The sequence below is a fragment of the Paenibacillus sp. AGC31 genome (assembly GCF_057334655.1).
This window is the reverse complement of the sequence record NZ_JBHFJH010000031.1, coordinates 143482-162369: the sequence shown is the minus strand read 5'-3', so window position 1 is coordinate 162369 and position 18888 is coordinate 143482. Positions and strand designations below refer to the sequence as shown.

The 18888-nt window shown below is 46.0% G+C and carries 17 protein-coding genes; 16 read left to right on the top strand and 1 reads right to left on the bottom strand.

Annotated elements, in window-relative coordinates:
• Positions 1 to 44 precede the first annotated feature (44 nt).
• The 12 genes from ACE04G_RS19300 to ACE04G_RS19245 all read left to right on the top strand — a co-directional run bounded on the left by ACE04G_RS19300 (position 45) and on the right by ACE04G_RS19245 (position 14372).
• Positions 45 to 890, top strand: coding sequence for a 3-hydroxyacyl-CoA dehydrogenase family protein (locus tag ACE04G_RS19300; RefSeq protein ID WP_449003989.1), 846 nt, complete (start codon positions 45 to 47; stop codon positions 888 to 890).
• Positions 891 to 973: 83 nt separating this feature from the next.
• A complete protein-coding gene (locus ACE04G_RS19295) occupies positions 974 to 1216 on the top strand; it encodes an acyl carrier protein (RefSeq protein ID WP_076212934.1) in 243 nt (80 codons plus the stop codon).
• Between the two features lie 79 nt (positions 1217 to 1295).
• Positions 1296 to 2453 carry an acyl-CoA dehydrogenase family protein gene (locus tag ACE04G_RS19290; RefSeq protein WP_449004006.1) on the top strand — a complete coding sequence of 386 codons (1158 nt, stop codon included), beginning with the start codon at positions 1296 to 1298 and terminating at the stop codon, positions 2451 to 2453.
• Positions 2450 to 3475 (top strand): HAD-IIIC family phosphatase, encoded by a 1026-nt coding sequence (locus tag ACE04G_RS19285; protein WP_076212928.1) that lies wholly within the window; start codon positions 2450 to 2452, stop codon positions 3473 to 3475. The genes ACE04G_RS19290 and ACE04G_RS19285 overlap by 4 nt, the downstream gene beginning before the upstream one ends.
• A gap of 30 nt (positions 3476 to 3505) precedes the next feature.
• A complete protein-coding gene (gene fabD / locus ACE04G_RS19280) occupies positions 3506 to 4765 on the top strand; it encodes an ACP S-malonyltransferase (protein WP_449003988.1) in 1260 nt (419 codons plus the stop codon).
• A gap of 85 nt (positions 4766 to 4850) precedes the next feature.
• Positions 4851 to 8507: an amino acid adenylation domain-containing protein gene (locus tag ACE04G_RS19275; RefSeq protein ID WP_486094571.1), complete on the top strand. Its 3657-nt coding sequence runs from the start codon at positions 4851 to 4853 to the stop codon at positions 8505 to 8507.
• Complete coding sequence (locus ACE04G_RS19270; protein WP_221820660.1) at positions 8508 to 8777, top strand: acyl carrier protein; 270 nt, start codon at positions 8508 to 8510, stop codon at positions 8775 to 8777. It abuts the gene before it with no gap.
• Positions 8764 to 9237, top strand: a complete 474-nt coding sequence (locus ACE04G_RS19265) for a hypothetical protein (RefSeq protein ID WP_076212917.1) — start codon at positions 8764 to 8766, stop codon at positions 9235 to 9237. Before ACE04G_RS19270 ends, ACE04G_RS19265 begins: the two co-directional genes overlap by 14 nt.
• Before the next feature lie 11 nt (positions 9238 to 9248).
• Positions 9249 to 10994, top strand: a complete 1746-nt coding sequence (locus tag ACE04G_RS19260) for an ABC transporter ATP-binding protein (protein ID WP_339305718.1) — start codon at positions 9249 to 9251, stop codon at positions 10992 to 10994.
• Positions 10991 to 12757, top strand: a complete 1767-nt coding sequence (locus ACE04G_RS19255) for an ABC transporter ATP-binding protein (RefSeq protein WP_339305716.1) — start codon at positions 10991 to 10993, stop codon at positions 12755 to 12757. The genes ACE04G_RS19260 and ACE04G_RS19255 overlap by 4 nt, the downstream gene beginning before the upstream one ends.
• Before the next feature lie 32 nt (positions 12758 to 12789).
• The gene (locus tag ACE04G_RS19250) at positions 12790 to 13353 is read left to right on the top strand and encodes a hypothetical protein (RefSeq protein WP_449003986.1); all 564 of its coding nucleotides are present in this window, start codon (positions 12790 to 12792) and stop codon (positions 13351 to 13353) included.
• Positions 13350 to 14372, top strand: a complete 1023-nt coding sequence (locus ACE04G_RS19245) for a BtrH N-terminal domain-containing protein (protein WP_221820670.1) — start codon at positions 13350 to 13352, stop codon at positions 14370 to 14372. Before ACE04G_RS19250 ends, ACE04G_RS19245 begins: the two co-directional genes overlap by 4 nt.
• Before the next feature lie 82 nt (positions 14373 to 14454).
• Here the strand turns inward: ACE04G_RS19245 and ACE04G_RS19240 are convergent, their stop codons facing one another.
• A complete protein-coding gene (locus tag ACE04G_RS19240) occupies positions 14455 to 15822 on the bottom strand; it encodes an MFS transporter (protein ID WP_221820672.1) in 1368 nt (455 codons plus the stop codon).
• A 205-nt stretch (positions 15823 to 16027) separates the two neighbouring features.
• Between ACE04G_RS19240 and ACE04G_RS19235 the strand changes: the two genes are divergently transcribed.
• The 4 genes from ACE04G_RS19235 to ACE04G_RS19220 all read left to right on the top strand — a co-directional run bounded on the left by ACE04G_RS19235 (position 16028) and on the right by ACE04G_RS19220 (position 18887).
• The gene (locus tag ACE04G_RS19235) at positions 16028 to 16351 is read left to right on the top strand and encodes an ArsR/SmtB family transcription factor (protein WP_221820674.1); all 324 of its coding nucleotides are present in this window, start codon (positions 16028 to 16030) and stop codon (positions 16349 to 16351) included.
• Positions 16352 to 16667: 316 nt separating this feature from the next.
• Positions 16668 to 16856: a hypothetical protein gene (locus ACE04G_RS19230; RefSeq protein ID WP_449003985.1), complete on the top strand. Its 189-nt coding sequence runs from the start codon at positions 16668 to 16670 to the stop codon at positions 16854 to 16856.
• Positions 16857 to 16939: 83 nt separating this feature from the next.
• Positions 16940 to 17860, top strand: coding sequence for a helix-turn-helix transcriptional regulator (locus tag ACE04G_RS19225; RefSeq protein ID WP_221820676.1), 921 nt, complete (start codon positions 16940 to 16942; stop codon positions 17858 to 17860).
• A 28-nt stretch (positions 17861 to 17888) separates the two neighbouring features.
• Positions 17889 to 18887, top strand: coding sequence for a hypothetical protein (locus ACE04G_RS19220; protein WP_260632708.1), 999 nt, complete (start codon positions 17889 to 17891; stop codon positions 18885 to 18887).
• Position 18888 lies beyond the last annotated feature (1 nt).

The following is an 18888-nucleotide window of genomic DNA, read 5'->3' as shown; positions in this document are numbered from 1 at the left end:
GGGAGAGCACGGCTTCTCCCCCACAAACAGGAGGAACAGGGACGATGAAGAAGATCGGGGTAATTGGAGCAGGGGTGATGGGCCGCGGTGTAGCCCAGAGTTTTGCACAGACAGGTCATGAAGTTGTCTTGGTGGACATCAAGGATGAAGTGCTGGAGATCGCCGGAGAAGAGATCTATAACAATATCCGAATGCTGAAGTTATTCAAGAAAGTAGAGGGACTGGAAGACCCGGAGATTATTATGGAGCGCATCCATATGACGACGGAACTGGAGATGCTTCGTGAAGCGGATATCATCGTTGAAAATGTGAATGAACAGTGGGACATCAAAAAGGAAGTGTACGGCCGGATCGACTCGATCTGTCATGAGGCATGCATATTTCTGGTGAACACTTCATGTATCTCGATTACCAAAATTGCGGCATTAACCAAACGGCCTGATCGGGTCATTGGTACCCATTTTATGAATCCGGTTCCCTTGAAATCAGCCGTTGAAGTGATTAAGGGGATGCATACCTCGGAACGTACCATTGAAGAAGTAACTGAACTATTGTCATCGATCGGTAAAGAGACGATTCTGGTTAACGACTATCCCGGATTTGTCTCAAACCGCATTTCCCATCTGTTTATGAATGAAGCTGCTTTTGTTCTTCAGGATCAGGTGGCTACAGCACGTGAGGTGGATGATATTTTTGTTAAATGTTACGGCCATACGATGGGACCTTTGGAGACTGCGGATTTAATTGGCTTGGATACCGTTGTGGATTCTCTTGATGTGCTGTATCAGAGCTACCAGGACCCAAAATTCCGTTGTTGTCCTTTACTGAGAAAGATGGTGCACGCCGGACAGATCGGAAGAAAATCAGGGGAAGGTTTCTATAGTTACTAATCAACGACATGAATAATTCATGGCATAAACAAGCTTTATTGCGTATTCAAAACCATTTTAATGAGGGAAAGGGAGTTATACACATGGAAGAAGTTAAAGGTAGAGTTCGCAAGTTTTTGGGTCGTTTTTTCAAAAAGCATGAGCTTCAGGACGACGAGGACATCTTTGCCCTTGGTTTTGTGAATTCGTTGTTTGCGATGCAGCTGGTTATGTTTCTGGAGAAGGAATTCTCCATTCGTGTCGACAATAAAGATCTGGATTTGCAGAACTTCAAGTCCATTAATGCCATCGTTGAGCTTATTGAGAGCAAGACGGTCAGTTCCTAAAACCGCCGATTCTCTCCCCAGTACAGTGTGAAAAATGTGCATTCATCCGGTCCCATTATAGGAGGTTAACGTGTTGAAAATGGAATTGAGCGAACAGCAGTTACACTGCAAGCAGGATGCTGCATCATTTACCAATCAATATATCGTCCCGTACGCAGGCTTGCACGATAGAGAAGAACGGCTTCATCCAGAGGTGATCGACTCGCTGAAATCCTCAGGTTATCTGGGTTCTATGATTCCTCGGGAATATGGAGGTATGGGGCTTGATCCGATATCAGTTGGGGTGCTGAACGAGGAGATCGGAAGAGGATGTTCATCCGTACGAAGTCTGCTTACGGTTCACGGTATGGTTGCCATAGCCATTCAGAAGTTTGGTTCTGAAGAGATGCGTTCCTATTGGTTGCCACGTCTGGCCTCGGGTGAAGTCATTGGAGCCTTTGGTTTGAGCGAACCCGGAGTCGGTAGTGATGCCAAAAGCATCGAGACCGTAGCCGAATTCAATGGCGAAGGATATGTGTTGAACGGGAAGAAAAAGTGGATCACGATGGGTCAGCTTGCTGACCTATTTCTCATCTTTGCCCAGGTGAATGATAAACCAACCGCGTTCCTGGTGGAACGGAACAACCCAGGATTGAAGTTACAGCCGATCAACGGGATGTTGGGGGTTAAAGGCTCGATGCTGGCGGAACTGCATCTGGAGCATGTTTACGTTGAATCCGATCGTATGGTGGGGAGTTCAGGTATAGGTGTCTCTATGGTGGCCTTGCATTGCTTGGATTATGGTCGTTATACCGTAGCTTGGGGCTGTGTTGGACTGGGACAAGCCTGTCTGGATGCTTCGCTGAGTTATGCAGGCAGCCGCCGTCAGTTCGGAGTCCTCCTGCAGGAAAATCAGTTAATTCAGAAAATGCTGACGGAGATCATAGTGGATGTGAAAGCGGCGCGGCTTTTATGTTATCAATCCGGATATCTGAAAGAAGTGATGGACCCGGATTCCATTATGGAAACCTGGACGGCGAAATACTATGCGGCAGATATGGTCAACAAGGTAGCGCACCGTGCGGTACAGATTCATGGAGCCAAGGGCTGTAGTGCGGAGTATCCGGTGGAGCGATTTTACCGGGATGCTCGTGTGAATGAGATTATCGAGGGCACCACACAAATGCATGAGATGGTTATTGCTTCATATGCTGCGAGTACCTATGAATCCGTACAAGAGGAGGCTGTTCTGTCATGAAAAAAATAAAATGTGTAATCTGGGACTTGGACCATACGATTTGGAACGGAATTTTGCTGGAGGATGAACAGGTCACGCTGAAAGAAAATATTGTGGAAGTTATCTGTACTCTGGATGAACGAGGAATTCTGCAATCGATTGCCAGCCGTAACGATCATGAACTGGCGATGGCCAAGTTGGAAGAATTCGGTCTACGCGAATATTTTATCTATCCACAAATCAATTGGAATGCCAAATCCCGATCGGTGAAAACCATCGTGGAATCCATCAATATCGGAATGGACACGATTGCTTTTATCGATGATCAGCCTTTCGAACGTGAGGAAGTATTATTTACTCACCCCGACGTCCTCTGTATCGATGCGATGGCCTATCTTGAATTAACAGATATGGATGAGATGAAGCCACGTTTCATTACCGAGGATTCTGCCTTACGCAGAAAGATGTATATGAATGATATTGCCCGCAATGAGAAGGAGGAGGAGTTCGAAGGTACTCAGGATGAATTCCTGGCCTCCCTTGGCATGATCTTCACGATCTCTGAAGTGAAGGAAGGGGATCTACAGCGTGCAGAAGAACTGACGGTCAGAACACATCAACTGAACGCCACAGGTTATACCTACTCTTACGAGGAACTCGATCAATTCCGGTATTCTCCACGCCACAAACTGCTGATTGCGGGACTGGAAGACAAGTACGGTACGTATGGCAAAATCGGCCTGGCGTTGCTCGAATTAAATGACGAAGTGTGGACACTGAAACTGCTGTTGGTGTCCTGCCGCGTCATGTCCAGAGGAGCAGGTACATTGCTGCTGCATCATGTGATGCGTATGGCTAAGGAAGCGAATGTCCGTTTGCAGGCCGAGTTTGTATCAACAGATCGCAATCGTACGATGATGATCACTTACAAATTTGCCGGATTCCGTGAGATTGAGCAGAACGGAGATTTTTATTTGTTTGAGAGTGATCTAAGCATGATCCAGGATCAGCCTGCGTATGTGTCCATGGAAGTTATCGCGTAAACCCAATCTAAGAGGCGAGGTGTTTAATCAATGGAAAAAATAGCATTTCTGTTTCCAGGGCAAGGTTCTCAATATGTAGGGATGATGAAAAACTTCTATGATCAGTACGAGATTGCAAGACAAACGTATGAAGAAGCCAACCATATTCTGGGCTTTGATTTGGCCAAATTGAGTTTTGAAGGCAGCCTTTTTGATCTGAACAAACCTTCCAATATGCAGCCGGCATTGTTGACAGCGAGTGTGGTTGCCTATCGTGTCTACATGGAGGAGATCGGGATCAACCCGCAATTCTGCGTAGGCCACAGCCTGGGTGAGTATGCAGCTCTAGCGTGCTCCGGTGCTATGACATTTGGTGATGCTGTGCGGATCACCAAGCGACGCGGGGAATTGACGGAACTTATCGCAGATGAAGCAGATGGAGCCATGACCATCATTGATGGCGCCGATGAGGAGATGATCCGCAGAGCCTGCGAGCAAGTGTCAACCGATACGGCTTGGTCTGCGATTTCCTGTTACAATGCTTCGAGCCAGTATGCCATATCCGGTCATCAGGATTCGATTGAACAAGTGGAATCCATCCTGCTGGACCAGGATGCCCAGACAACCCCGTTGATGATGAGTGCGCCGTTCCATAGCCGCTTGATGGAGTCGGCTGGTGAACAGCTTGGGGTGGAACTTGCCAATTATCGTTTCCATCCATTCAAGTGGCCTGTCGTATCCAATGTTACCGCCACGCCATACACCGAAGCCGGGCGAATTACGGGACTTCTCCAAAGGCAGCTGTCCCAGCCGGTCAAGTGGGCACAGACGATGCAATATCTCAAGAAGCATGGAGTTACGCTGACGATTGAACTTGGACCCAAAAATGTCCTGAGCGGACTGGTAGAAATGGATAAGCTCGGTATGAAGTCTTTTGCCTACGGACAGAAAGAGGATCGTAAAGCACTGAAAGAGTTACTGGATCAGGCTGTTGTATCCAGACCGAGACCAACGGTAGTAACGAAATGTATGGCTGCGGCTGTAGCTACACCTAATCGGAATTGGGATCAGGAGGAATATCAAAAAGGAGTCGTTGAGCCATATAAACAGATTCAACAGCTTCAAGAGGAGCTTGAGGCGGCGGATCAGGCCCCGACTACGGAGCAGATGAAACAGTCGCTGGGATGGCTCGGAACGATATTCGAAACCAAACAAGTAGAGCAGGAAGAACGGGATGACTGGTTCCACCAGATCCTGGACGAGACGGGGCAGTATTATTTGTGGAGTGACCTGAAAGTTACTACGGCATAAACAAGCACGTGTACAACAATCAACCGGCAGGACAGGTGTGATCAACACTTGTTGTGCCGGTTTACTATGTATTCGGGGTGAGATCATGGATATCCATCTACTTAATGTTATGATGTCGAGTGATAAATTTAAGGAAGAACGAGCGTATTGGCAGAAACAACTAGATGGCGATATTCATATTGGAACGTTGTTTGATGGAATTCTGCAACCTTCGATACAGACTGGAGAACCCAACGTACAGATCCTTTCCTTATCCTTTCCAGATGAATTGTCCGCAAGATTGATCCGCATGAGTGGGGGGTCAAATTTGGCGTTGTATATATTGCTCTTATCGGGATTTCAACATCTGTTGTATCGTTATTATGGACATCAAGATATGTTGCTGGGTATGCCCCTGACTCCAGAACAAGTCGAAGATTTTCGAAGTTCCCACTTGCTCGCAATTCGTGGAAAAGTAGACGAGACAGCATCGTTCAGACAATTGGTATTACATACCAAATCTGAAGTCATGTCCGCCCGAACGTACTGGCATTTTCCTTACGATAAGATGGCAGAGAAGCTGGGGCGGCTTCCCGAGGAGTGCGAGTTGAAGACGGTCCTGTATATGAAAGGAATCCATGAGGAACCTATTCTGGATGAAGGAGCCCATTGTTCACTGGCGTTTGACCGGGTAGATCAACGACTTCAGATGACTCTCCGTTATGGTGCCATATCCCTTGAATCCAGCCAACCTGAGCGTTTATGTTCCCACTACATACGATTGCTGGAACAGACAACAGCCTTACCAGACCAACCGCTATCCATGAGTCAGCTCCTTTCTCTGGAAGAGGAGAATGAAATCATGGAAAGATGGAACAGGAGTCCACGTTTGTTCCTGCCGGAGGCACGTTCTGTCTGTGCTCTATTTCTTGAACAAGTAAACAGAACACCCAACCAGACTGCGGTTATAGAGGGAGATCGCCAGATTTCGTATCAGTCTCTGGAGGAGCAATCCAATCAGCTTGCCCGTCTCCTGATTGCTTCTGGGGTGACTGCGGAGAGTCCAGTCCCCGTTATGATGGCAGGCTCCATGGAGTTAATCATTACAATCCTGGCGGTGTTCAAAGCAGGAGGAACCTATATTCCTCTTCATCCTGAATATCCCATGGAGCGTATACGCCATATTTTAATGGAATTGGATGCCCGCATTATTCTTACGGGACTGTTGGAAACGAATGTACATCGAGCTTTAGAGGAGATGACATTGGCTATGCCTTCAGGCTCAGGCATAGAAATGATTGAGCTGGATGCTGCCCCATGGAGAATAGAAGATGGAAGTGGTTTAAGTTTCGTACCCGACATGAATGGTCTAGCCTACATTCTGTATACGTCCGGCTCAACGGGTGAGCCCAAAGGGGTCGGAGTAGAGCAACGAAATCTGAGTGCATACGTGAACGCTTTTCAAGCCGAGTTTCAACTAAATTCAACAGACAAGGTGCTTCAACAAGCAGCGAGTACCTTTGATACTTATATGGAAGAAGTGTTTCCTGCATTAACTGCCGGGGCAACACTGGTTATAGTTCAACGAGAACAACTGCTGGATATCCACGGACTGGTGCAGTTACTGGACAGACACAAGGTCACCCTTGTCAGCACTACACCTCATATCCTGAGGGAACTTAACCGGATGCCCAATCTTGCGAGTGTTCGCACCATTATCAGCGGTGGAGATGTATTGAAGATGGCGGATATTGGACATCTGCTCACCTATACCAATGTATACAATACGTACGGCCCCACCGAGACGACGGTATGTGCACTCTATGAGAAGCTGTCATCAGAGACTGTTGATCCGATTCCAGTGGGGCGCCCTATTCAAGGTTATTTTGTGTACATTGGAGATCGTCATGGACGAATGTTGCCCGTAGGCGTACCCGGAGAAATATGTATTTCGGGCAACGGGGTGTCTCGCGGGTACATAGGATTGCAGGAATTGACAGATCAGAAGTTTGTCGAGTCACCGTTTGTTGAAGGAGAGCGGATGTTTCGCACAGGGGATATAGGAATGTGGACAGCGGAAGGCCGCATGTTGTTTCTGGGAAGGATGGACAAGCAGGTTAAGGTCAGGGGTCATCGGATTGAATTGGCAGAAGTAGAGCGACATCTGAACCGTTACGGTCCAATTGACGAATGTGTTGTACTGACGACCGGAGTCGAAGGTGAGAAGGTGCTGACCGCTTATATTGTGGCCGATACGGAACTGTATGTCATGGATATTCGCCAATATCTGATGTCATTGTTGCCCGAATATATGCTGCCTTCAAGATATATTCAAATATCACATATGCCGCGAATGATCCATGGGAAGATAGATACACGAGAGTTATTGAACCAGAAGCAGTCATTACATTTTGGCATGAACTATGCACCGTCTACGAATGAGCTGGAACACCAACTGGTGCAAGTTTGGCGTACATTGCTGGAGATGGAACGGATCGGTATTGACGACGACTTCTTTCAGCTTGGCGGGCACTCCCTGCTTGTGATCCGAATGGAGGTTGAACTGGAGAATCTCGGTATTCGGGTCCTGCCTTCCATTTTGTATGACAATCCCACCATAAGGATGCTTGCAGCAGTTCTGGAAGAGAATCCCGGGCTTGCCGATTCATATGAAAGTGAAAATAACGGACAGCCATCTGGCGTTGTAAAGGTTAACAAGACGTCATCATCATTGGGTATGGAGCATTCACAGCTAGCCCATTCCGGTGGATATCAGCCTTTTAACGAAGTCTTTTTCAAATTATGCTTCTATAACTCTCTATTTCCCATTGTATTGCAACAGAACAAAAGCATACATCCGTTTTTCATCCATCATGTGGATGAGTATCTATGGTCTGAGAATAAGCAATTTCTTGTGAATGGTTTCTTCTCCTGTCGCAAGGATACAGACATTCTGGACGATCTGGGCATTGGTTATGAAATGGTAAAAGCTAGCGAGGACATTATACAGGATGTCAGTCGAGCGGTTCTGAATGACAAACCGGTTATTGTCTGGGTTGACGTCTACTACACATCCATACGCAATGATACGTATCTCAAAAAGCATATTCCACATACCTGGCTTGTATACGGTGCTGATCCGATCAACCAGACGTTTACCGTGATGGAGCATAAGCATCATGATAACTTGTCGTATGAAGAACGAATTGTTAGTTACCAGGATCTGTCGGATAGCTATCATGGCTATATCGAGCATTTTAATATGGAGAATCACACCTTCTATACGTTCTACAATAAGCATTATCCGGTGATACATCAAAGAGATGCCAGTTCGAAACAGTTGGAGGCTTACTGGAAGATCTATGTGGATCATATTGAAGAGCAACAGGAGCGGATAGAGAACAGTCTGGCAAGACTGGAGGAGAGTATGCCACAGTTTGAGGCCGTTGTTCAGGATCAACATGTAGTGTCTTCCATAGCAGAGGATTGGGTCATTTCGCTTCATAAATTGATTAGTGCCAAAAAGGCCGAGGTGTATCGTTGTGCCAATCTAACTGGCGCGGATTCCAGATTGACACATATTCGTGAGCGCATTGTCATGGAGTGGAGTGACATTCGCGCAGTTCTGGCCAAGTATGTGCTTACTTCTTCATATAAACCAACATCATTTCATAAACTCCCTGAGATATACAGAAATATAAGTGTGCTTGAACGGGAGTATTACGATGAGTTGGTTAAATCTCACATGATGGGGAGGATCTGAATGAGTGAAATCATGACATTGGAGACTCAAATAATACAGGTCATCGACAAGGTTATGGAGTATGGAACGGATATTCAGATGGATCAAGCCTGGGGGGAACTTGGAACGAATTCACTCGATTACATTAAAATTGTGGTGGAGATGGAGAAAGTATTCAACATTGAGATAGACGATGATCAATTGGCATTTGTGCAAACCGACACCATAGCCGATTTCAGGGATTACCTGGTCAGCCTCATTGAAGGAGATTCGGAACATGAGCCGGACTAAACGAATAGGACAGATCTGGTTCCGGCTTTCGATTCAATTACCCGTGGCTGCACTTATCATTATTGGATTAACTGTGACAGCATTAGTGACGTTAGCCATGCAATTCCATACGACCTCCTATCTGCGCAGTGAGACGGCAACGGCAACTGCAGGGTCTGAATCACTGCAAGGGGAGGATGTCAAAGTACACATTATAGCTGAATTTACAGAAGAGCCTATTACGGGGTTTCAGAAGGGTGACTCCTTGATCTGGTACACAGAGGAACAAGGTAAACGTTACGCTGCCCAGATCCTTGAGGTTAACCAGGACCCCACATCATCTACGACTCGAATTACAGCTGAAGGTGTATGGAATGAAGAGCTGGCGGAGCGGATGAAGTTATCCCATACAACCGAGTTCCCGATTGTTACCGAGGTACAATCCCAGAGCCAGACCGTACTTGAGAGCTGGATATCCTAGAGGAGGATGGCATGGAGAATATTTCACTGAGCAAACGAATCCGTACATTCGCCAAACCCTACCGAATCAGCTTGATTACCATGTTGTTCTGCGAGCTAATCATGGTGGTGGTGGATCTGATTGGACCGCTTATTTTTGCCATCTTGATCGACGAAGTATTCTATCACCGTAATCTTCATTTCTTCGGCTATGTTATTTTGACTTATATTGCTTTGTATGTAGGTGTAAGGGCTCTAAGTTGGATCATTAAATCCATCTGGATCTACCTGAATGTTAAATTTCTATTTGATATTCGAAAAAGTTTATTTGATCGCATTCTTCATTTTAAAGCATCTTATTTTCAAAAAGCCCAGACCGGTGATCTGGTCACACGTCTAACAAGAGACACGGATTCTGTCATGCAGTTAATAGAGTTAATCATTTTTCAGATGGCAGCTCCATTTACGAAATTGCTGGTTTCGTTTGTTTTTTTATTTTATCTCAATCCGTATATCGCCCTGGCCATGATGGTGCTGGTTCCGGTTTCGGTCTGGGTATCACAGTATTTTAATCGTAAGATGACCAAGCAGCAGACCATTTTGCGTGGGAAATACGGCCATTTTGTCAGCTGGATGCTGGAGATGCTTCAAGGCATGAGAGATATTCGTTTGTTGGGGAGTGGCAGAAGGGTCACTACACTGTTCACGGGACAGAGCGCAGACGTTATTCGTCTCGACAATCAGACAGAAGTCATGAAATGGATGTCTACCCGCTCTAATGCATTTATTTTTTTGCTATCAGATCTGTGTATCTATGCCATTGCGGGTGTGCTTATTGTTCAGGGACAGCTTACGGCAGGAGCCTTTGTTGCCATTATGTCGTATCTGACCAAGAATAATCAATCCATGATGATGATCTACGAGGCGGTTGTGAATCTGCCCAAGCTGACGGTACAGTCCCGCAAAGTCTTTGATCTTCTGGATGAAGAGACGGAGAGGAGCGGTGGTCAATCTGAAGTTGAGATGGAAAATGGGGAGACGTCATTCGAGCAAGTGAGATTTCGGTATGATGAACAGGGTCCCTATGTGCTGGACGGTCTCACGTTGGAGATCGGTGCTCATGAATCTGTTGCGCTTGTAGGTAAGAGTGGCTCGGGCAAAACAACGATTGTGAACATGCTGCTCGGTTTCTACACCCCGGAGGAAGGGGAGATTCGAATTGGTGGCAGGCATATAGATGACTATTCTCTGTCTCGACTGCGCAAGAGAGTAGGAATTGTGCAGCAGGAGGCCATTCTGTTCCATGAAACCATCCGTTACAATTTGATGCTTGGCAGCGCTCACGCGGATGATGATCAATTGCTGGAGGCATGTGATCAGGCCTATATTGGAGACTTTATCCGTTCTCTTCCTCAGGGTCTGGACACCGTTATTGGTGCAGGGGAAATGGAGTTCTCCGGTGGACAAAAGCAGCGTCTGTCTATCGCCCGCATTTTTCTGAAACAACCCAAATTAATTATATTCGACGAAGCCACTTCCGCTTTGGACTATGAAGCTGAACAAGCGGTCCAGCATTCCTGGCAGAAATTGAGCAAGGATCGTGCTTCGATTGTCATCGCCCATCGTTTATCCTCCATCCTGAATGCTGATCGGGTTGCTGTTGTACATCAGGGACGCATTGTGGCTACAGGCACGCATGGATATCTGCTGGAGAATAGCGAGCACTACCGTGAGTTATTTGCAGAAGATTTCATCCGGAAGGAGGGACTGATGTCGTGACGAAGACACCGTCAACTTCCCGGTATGCACTCTTTAAACAGATTAAGCCGTTTATCAAAAATGCGAACCGTCAAATCTTCATTCTAGGTACACTGAAATTGGCCTTGACTGCTATTGCGCTCATGATCCCTTATCTGTACAAGCTGCTCATTGATCATGTCATGGTTGGACGGGAGCTTGGAATGTTACCCTATATCCTTGCTGGATACCTGGGCTTATTTGCGTTGGAGACAACCGCTCTGGGTTTACAAACGCTGTTCAGTAACCGGTTATTAGGTCGGACCAAGCTCGATTTGCAGCTGAACATGTGGAAAAAATTAGTGCGCATGAAGCCAACTTTATATGAGCGCTATAGTGCGGGAGATCTGAAGAATAGGCTGGATGGAGACGTCACACTGGTTAAAGACTTTATCTTTTTGCATTTGATTGATTATACGTTCAAATGGATCAGCGTAGGGGCGTATGTGGTTATTCTGTTATCGCTGAATTGGAAGATGGCTTTGCTGGGTTTTGTTATGCTTCCCATTTCCTTTGTCATCAGTTCCCGATTGGGCAAAAAAGCCAAAGTACTGGTCTCTGAATTCCGCCAGACTACCGGAGAATATGAGACATGGATATCGAACAGCTTCAGACACTGGAAGGAAATCAAGGCGCTGAATATGCAACGCAAAGAATCCATCAAGTTTGTGGGATATTGGAAACGTTTTGGCAAAATCAAATTCCGACATCTGGCATATACGTATGCCAATGAGCTGTACTACACCTTTCAGGATGACTTTATTAATAAGATGAATCTTTATTTTATCGGCGGGTTGCTGATTTTTCAGGGAGAATTAACAATCGGGGGACTGCTTGTTTTTCTGACATACTATCAACAGATGATTAACAACATTAATGAAATTAATGCCTCCAATGTTCAACTTCATGATGTGACACCTTCCATTGAACGGATCGTTGAATTGCTGGAACTACCCGTTGTACCACAGAGAAAGCTCGGACTACAGCCAGAGTTCCAAGGGCATCTCGAATTCAAGGATGTCTCCTTTCGTTATCAGGAGAATCAAAGTGATGTCTTGCATGAGATTAATCTGAACATCCAGCCTGGTGATTATACAGCGATCGTAGGCAGAAGTGGTTCGGGTAAGAGCACGTTAATCAAACTTATTCTAGGGCAGAATGAAACACAGCAAGGGGCTATTCTCGTTGACGGGCAGCCCATTGGTGACTTGGGATCAGACTACCTTTATCAACATATAGGGGTGGTTATGCAGGAGAATACCTTGTTCAGTATGTCCATCATGGATAATCTCAGACTCGTACAGCCACGGGCTACAGAAGAAGAGATACGAGAGGTTTGCCGCATGGCTTTGCTGGATGACTTCATTGAAGAATTGCCTGACAAGTATAATACGGTTCTGGGTGAGTCAAGTATTAAGCTGTCCGGAGGCCAGAAGCAGCGTTTGGCGCTTGCGAGGGTGCTGTTAACAAGACCCCGAATGCTTATTCTGGATGAAGCAACCTCTGCACTGGATAATGACTCGGAACGGAAAATAAATGAGGTGATCCGTAGGATCGCACAGCATATGACGGTGCTTGTGATCGCCCACCGGTATTCAGCTATTCAGGATGCCGAGCAAGTCATTGTGCTCGATCAGGGAGAGATTGTTGCTACGGGCACTCATCTGGAACTGGCCGGGCGGCATGAGGTGTATGACACGTTGTTCAAGGAGCAGCGGCAAGGTGTCGGGTCAACTGTCACCTGACGTAAATAGAATGATTCTAGGAGGTTAATGACATGACCATCTATTGTCCACTACCTTTGGAAGAGCACTATAATAACAATGGTTTTAGCTATCTGGATATAAACCAGATAGGGAATTTCACGACCTTTGGTTCCTCATACCCTGGAGACGAACTTCCTGATCAGGAGAATGTGCAATGGCGGGATGTTCCGTTTCATTTTCCTTTACGCAGACATGCATTTAATAATATAGAACTGGATAGGCAGCGCATTCCAGTACCATTGGATCTATATTCGACATTATATATTCTGGGTGCGGCAGATAATGGTTCATACCATGAATTCATTGATTTTGAACGAGCCGGAGAGCGGATGGGAAGAGCGTCATTGGATCTGACAAACTGGACCGAGACGAGCCCACATTATAATGAAGAAATTATGTTTCAATGTAGCGGGATGTGTACACAAAAGGGTATCTTACTGACATCCAAACAGCCTATTATTTGGTTCCAGCAGATTACGCTGGAAGAACCCATTTCATTTGACAAGATCCTATTGCCAGACAATCCATGCATGCATATCTTTGCACTAACCTTAGGGAAGGAGTGGAGTATATGAATATTCAGTCAAGAGAAGCACATACAGAAGGTGAAGATTGCTTTACCCTATGTGTAAGCAGCATTCTCAACTATAAAGAAATCACGAACTTCCTGGCGGTATGGAAGCAATGCGGGATGATGTACCATGAAGACCCGGAGAGAGGCACCCCGAAACTTGTCCCTACTTATATGACTGTTGAAAATGAGTTTCAACGCATTCATCATATTGATTTGAATATCGTCAGAACAAACGAACGGATCGAGGTTATCCAGGAAATCATGACGTTGCTTCAGCAAAACGAAGCAGTCATTGTATGGGTTGATGTATATTACATGAAATACAATTCACTTTATCAATTACTTCATTCGTCGCATTGTATTGTCTTGTCCGACTATGCAGATGGACAGTTTGAGTTTATTGATGATTTTTATCATTTGAAAGGTAATATGGATGAACAGACGTTATTTGAAGCGCTTGATCTAGGTCAGACGCCATTAATTCGTGAGGGTACGCGTTATCGTTATGCTACATTAGATGTTGGGAATGCCGTTGAGCAGGTGAAAGAGAGAGAGTTCTACGAAATGCTTCAACAAAATCATGAAATCATGGATGGAATATCCGGGCAGCTAACCAAACAGGTTGAGTGGTATGAATTGGTTAATCCGCATGTTGGTTTGCCTGCCATTGAAAGGTATATCGACGCTACACGTCAGCATATGCAAGATTCATCCGCATTGACGGAAGAATATCTGGACAATATGTATGGCGACTTGGCGGGCATAAGTAATAACAGATATTTGTATGGCCATTTCCTAAGAGAAGGAATACCGTACAATCCGGATATTTCTCAACTGGTGGAGACGTATGAATATGCTGCGCAACGATGGAATCTCGCGGCTAATATGACATTGAAAAGTCAATACCTGGATCTGGATCGTCGATATCATATGTTAGATCGAGTGCTGGGTAAAATCGGAGAAATTATAGCTCTGGAACAAGAGGCCCATGACTTGGTCAAACATCTTGTTGCCAGTTAAGGGTATCACTAATCTTACGAAAATCAAAAAGGCCCGTAAAGCAAACGTCGCTTTACGGGCCTTTTTGATGATTTGCTTCATATTAAGCAGCAACTTTTTTTCGTGACTGCATTCTTAGATACACTTGAGAGAAAATAACCGATGCGATTGCAACTACAGTCATGCCCCAGAAAATATTAGTATACGCTGAGGATAGCGGCATGTTTTGCATCGCAGTCAACGCTACACCAGTGACAGCAACGCTGAAAGCACCGCTGAAGAACTGACTAAGTTGGAACAATCCCATACCTGCACCAACCTGATCCATGGTCAGATTGCCAGACAATTCATTGGACACGCTGGTGGTTAGGGAAGAGAAGCCTACGCTGAGCAGGACATAGACAGCCATAATGGCGTAGATGTTATTGTCTGCAAATAAGGCGAATAGCCCGGCAGCTGCCAGTAGCAACCATGGTGCAAACTTCAGCAGCAACGTATTGCCATGTCGGTCAATCATGCGGCCGATTCGGTTGGACAGCAGCATGGACACGACTGCACCCGGGAAGATGACAAGTCCCGATTGAGCAGGTGTGAGTCCATATAGATGTGCCAAAATTTGCGGTAACAGAAACAACGTTGAGAAGTTATTAATGTACGATACAATCCCCAACGAGCTGAGCATCATATATTTTTTGTCTTTGAACAAAGCAGGTTGAACAAACGGGTCTGCCGCGCGCCGAATTCGGAGCCAGAACAGAAGCAGTGCCGCAGCACCGATAACAAGCGTGTACCACTGACGGGAAGTCAGGAATAACAACACACCTGTAGTACCGATGGCAAGAAGCACGGCACCGAGCAGGTCAAATGAACCTTTTTGCGGTGTTTCCCGAGGAAGCAGTTTAAAGAATACAGGAATCAAGAATAACGTTAATCCCGTAACGATAAACAGATCATGCCATCCCAAAAACTGAGTAATACTTCCGCCGATGACGGGACCAAGTCCAAGCCCCAGTGAACTCGCGGACATGATGACAGCCATCGATTTACCCCGGCGATCATTGGGAATATATCGGGTAATCAGTACAATAGCGAGCCCGGGAACCGAAGCAGCACCCGCAGCCTGGATCAGACGTGCAATGAGCAAAATGATGAAATGATTACTGAAGAACCCGAGAACGGATGCCGCACCAAGTAACGTAAGCCCGGTCGTGAATAATGTACGAATAGGTATGAAATCCGATAGACGTGAGAACGTAATCGAGGAAATGGCAAATACAATGGAATATCCTGTAACAATCCATGAGGAAGCGACGGATGTAAGCATAAATTCGGCAGCAATTTTGGGCAGGGCCAGATTAAACATCATTGTATTCATAACAACGAGTACAACGGTGAAGCCAAGCAAGCTTACAATTAATCCTTCCTGTATTCCGGTCCGTTCCCCTGATGATGCGGTTGCGGTGTTGTTCATAAAAACCTCCTAAAGTGATGTGTATTTCGCAACATTTCAGAAACGGTGTGTAACATTTGCAAAATGTAATATGATGTCAATCCCGTGCCTGACAGCAGGGGTTACATAACGAAATCATTAAAGTTCGATTGGTGTCGAACATTAGAAATATATCATGGATCTGTGTTAAAATACAATGGATAGTCTGAGAAAAGGAGACTACAGTATGAAAATTTTACATCATCCACAGGTATCAGATATTGAACTTTCCTCCGTATTGTATGCGTTAAGCGACCCGACCCGTCTTGGGATTGTTGCGGAAGCAGCGAGAAGCGGGGAGCAGCCGTGCAGTCATTTTCATGCACCTGTTGTGAAGTCAACGATGTCGCATCACATTCGTACCTTGCGGGAAGCTGGAGTTATTCGGGTCAGAGTGCAGGGCACTCAGCATTTTCTCACCCTGCGATCCGATGATCTGGAAACGCGCTTTCCAGGACTCCTGCAACCGTTATTGCAGGCCGCAGCTCAGACGAGCACAGATCCTTCCTAAATGTTGTCCTTTCTTCAGGTCGAAGAGGGGACATTTTTTATTTTCTGCTACTGCATGTTCAAAAAGTTAACGATTCAGCACCGAGAAGGTTGCGAGAACCTGAAGGAGGAGGAGCGGAGTGTAGGCAAACCTACATGAGCACCGGACTCCGAAGGTGAACGCAAGATTCGATGTCGAGTTCGCTTCTTGGGCTACTTCGTGATCAATTGGGGACTTTTTGAACAACCTTTAAAACTGATGCGACATTCTGTGTCGTACCTTGCCCTATATAATAACGGTGAACACACAAACCATATCGAAAAGAGGTTCACAACCATTGGCAAAAACGAAAAGAGGACGCGTCTTGTGGAGTCTTCCTTCCAGGGGCCGGGGAACATGTCCGGTGTGTAGCAGTACCCGAATTAAATTGTTGTATACGCAAACAAAAACAGACGGTACAAGTCTGAAAGTATGCAAGAAATGCTTCAAAGCTGTGCAATCCAGAGTGGATAAGGCACAAGTGTAACATAACCGGCCTGTTCTTCGGAACGGGCCATGTCTTTTGATATAATCGAATATATTAGGAATGGATGAGATGGGGGCGGGAAGATGAGTAACATGCATCGGATTCACTGGTTTGACGAACAGATTCGGGGTGGACGTTTTCCGAATAGCAGCTGGCTTGCCCGTGAATTTGAAATCTCCCGTCGTCAGGCTCAGCGTGATATTGAATATATGGCAAGTTCCCTGCGAGCCCCTTTGGTGTATATGGCAAAATATCGGGGCTATTGTTATGAGGATCAGACTTTTCGATTGCCCCATTTGTATATGACTGAAGAAGAGCAGCGTGTGCTGAAATATCTGGCACATCGCTATCGACATTACGATTATGATCAATCGGACGCGGTGAAACGTGTAGCACATTTGCTGGAGCGTTTTACGTTGGAGGAACAACCGATGGGAAGTAGTGAGCTTCCGGTATTTTCGGCGCAACCGAAACAACTGCAATTCTTTGAATTGTTGTCCCATGCCATAACTGACTTGCGCAGAGTACATATTCATTACAGGGATCACGATGGAGAACGGCAGTTTTCCTTGTGTCCATTAAAGATGATATCCCAGTTTAACGCCGATTACGTGGTGGGTTATGAAGCAGACCCTGTACAGCAAGTGGCCATTCGCTTGGAGGGTATTGTTCATGTATCAATCTTGGATGAGAGATTTGAGTACAGGTCAGATGCGCTCCTAGGTGGATGGGAAGAACCACTGCCTGTGCGTAAACCGTTTGTAGCTGAGATTCGCTTGAAAGAACTACAGCAAATGGACCTATGGCAAGGGTATCGTATCCAGTCTAGGCAAGATCAGATTTATTCGATTGAATTTTATGACACGGACGCTTTCTTGCAGCACTTGTTTATTAGCGAATGGGAGGAACTATTGTCTCCTGGGTGGCTTAGGCGCAAGCTTCAGCAAAGCGCGGAAGGATTAATGGACAGGCTCTCGATACAACGTAAGCAAAACGTGGAATAAAGCAGCATAGAGAGGAGAAGATCGGTCCTTGGCTGAGAATATTTTAGATAACCTCATCATGAAGCGGGAGTCCAAATCGTACGTCGATAGTCTGCATGCGATACTAACCCATACGGGCCAGTTTCAAGGTTCCAAGGTTGTACTTGCCGGATATACGGGCATGGCTTTCAAGCTGTCGGTGCATCGCAGACTACTTCCCATGTCGGTTACAGCGTATGGACAGTGGGGGGAAGCACATCGTCCCGGAGTCGATAACCTGGGGATATTCACGATCTGGGATGGGGGACGTACACGTCATTCCACGTTTGGTTATTACCAGCAGGATGCAGTGAACTGGGTGAGACGGAGTATTGATGAAGGCACTGGTGTAATTTACTGGATTCCTGAGTTCGGTGTTATTCATGGATATGATAACAGTGACCGCATCTTTTATGTGCAAGACGGATGGAGCGAGGAACCGCAGATTTTGTTGTATGACAATTTCGGCTTAAACTTTACCGGATTTTGGTATTGTCAGGTGTTTGGTGATCAGGTCCGCATCCCTGAACAACAGATGCTGCTGGAATCCCTGAGACTGGCGATTGAGGATTGGGATATTCCCTATCGTCTGTTACCTAATCAGAATATTGCTTCAGGTAAAAAGGCATATGATGTGTGGGTGGAGGCCCTGCGGAGTGGGGATTTCGATGAATCCGGTGCAGGTTATATTTTGGAATCCTTCTGCCATTCGCGATCCGAAATACGAATGTATTTGCAGGGTGTTCGAGGGATATGGAACGAACTGGACCACGCTTGTGCATGCTATGAACAGCTTGGGACGTTAATTGACCAAATGAAAGGATATATGGTTCAGCAGGAGAATAGCCGTGTCTTGCGACCAGACACCACAGAAGATCTAGCACAGGTACTAGTGAAGGCAAAAGCACTGGAAGAGCAGGCTATTGATTATTTTCGATTGATATCCAGGAAGTATCCTGACCGTAAAAGATCCACTATACCACGGTGGGGAGCACACTCCGCACGATAGA

What these genes read in the sequence shown, in the direction of transcription:
- ACE04G_RS19300 (WP_449003989.1), top strand. Translation starts at nt 45, where the DNA reads ATGAAGAAGATCGGGGTAATTGGAGCAGGGGTGATGGGCCGCGGTGTA.
- ACE04G_RS19295 (WP_076212934.1), top strand. Translation starts at nt 974, where the DNA reads ATGGAAGAAGTTAAAGGTAGAGTTCGCAAGTTTTTGGGTCGTTTTTTC.
- ACE04G_RS19290 (WP_449004006.1), top strand. Translation starts at nt 1,296, where the DNA reads ATGGAATTGAGCGAACAGCAGTTACACTGCAAGCAGGATGCTGCATCA.
- ACE04G_RS19285 (WP_076212928.1), top strand. Translation starts at nt 2,450, where the DNA reads ATGAAAAAAATAAAATGTGTAATCTGGGACTTGGACCATACGATTTGG.
- fabD (WP_449003988.1), top strand. Translation starts at nt 3,506, where the DNA reads ATGGAAAAAATAGCATTTCTGTTTCCAGGGCAAGGTTCTCAATATGTA.
- ACE04G_RS19275 (WP_486094571.1), top strand. Translation starts at nt 4,851, where the DNA reads ATGGATATCCATCTACTTAATGTTATGATGTCGAGTGATAAATTTAAG.
- ACE04G_RS19270 (WP_221820660.1), top strand. Translation starts at nt 8,508, where the DNA reads ATGAGTGAAATCATGACATTGGAGACTCAAATAATACAGGTCATCGAC.
- ACE04G_RS19265 (WP_076212917.1), top strand. Translation starts at nt 8,764, where the DNA reads ATGAGCCGGACTAAACGAATAGGACAGATCTGGTTCCGGCTTTCGATT.
- ACE04G_RS19260 (WP_339305718.1), top strand. Translation starts at nt 9,249, where the DNA reads ATGGAGAATATTTCACTGAGCAAACGAATCCGTACATTCGCCAAACCC.
- ACE04G_RS19250 (WP_449003986.1), top strand. Translation starts at nt 12,790, where the DNA reads ATGACCATCTATTGTCCACTACCTTTGGAAGAGCACTATAATAACAAT.
- ACE04G_RS19245 (WP_221820670.1), top strand. Translation starts at nt 13,350, where the DNA reads ATGAATATTCAGTCAAGAGAAGCACATACAGAAGGTGAAGATTGCTTT.
- ACE04G_RS19240 (WP_221820672.1), bottom strand. Translation starts at nt 15,822, where the DNA reads ATGAACAACACCGCAACCGCATCATCAGGGGAACGGACCGGAATACAG.
- ACE04G_RS19235 (WP_221820674.1), top strand. Translation starts at nt 16,028, where the DNA reads ATGAAAATTTTACATCATCCACAGGTATCAGATATTGAACTTTCCTCC.
- ACE04G_RS19225 (WP_221820676.1), top strand. Translation starts at nt 16,940, where the DNA reads ATGAGTAACATGCATCGGATTCACTGGTTTGACGAACAGATTCGGGGT.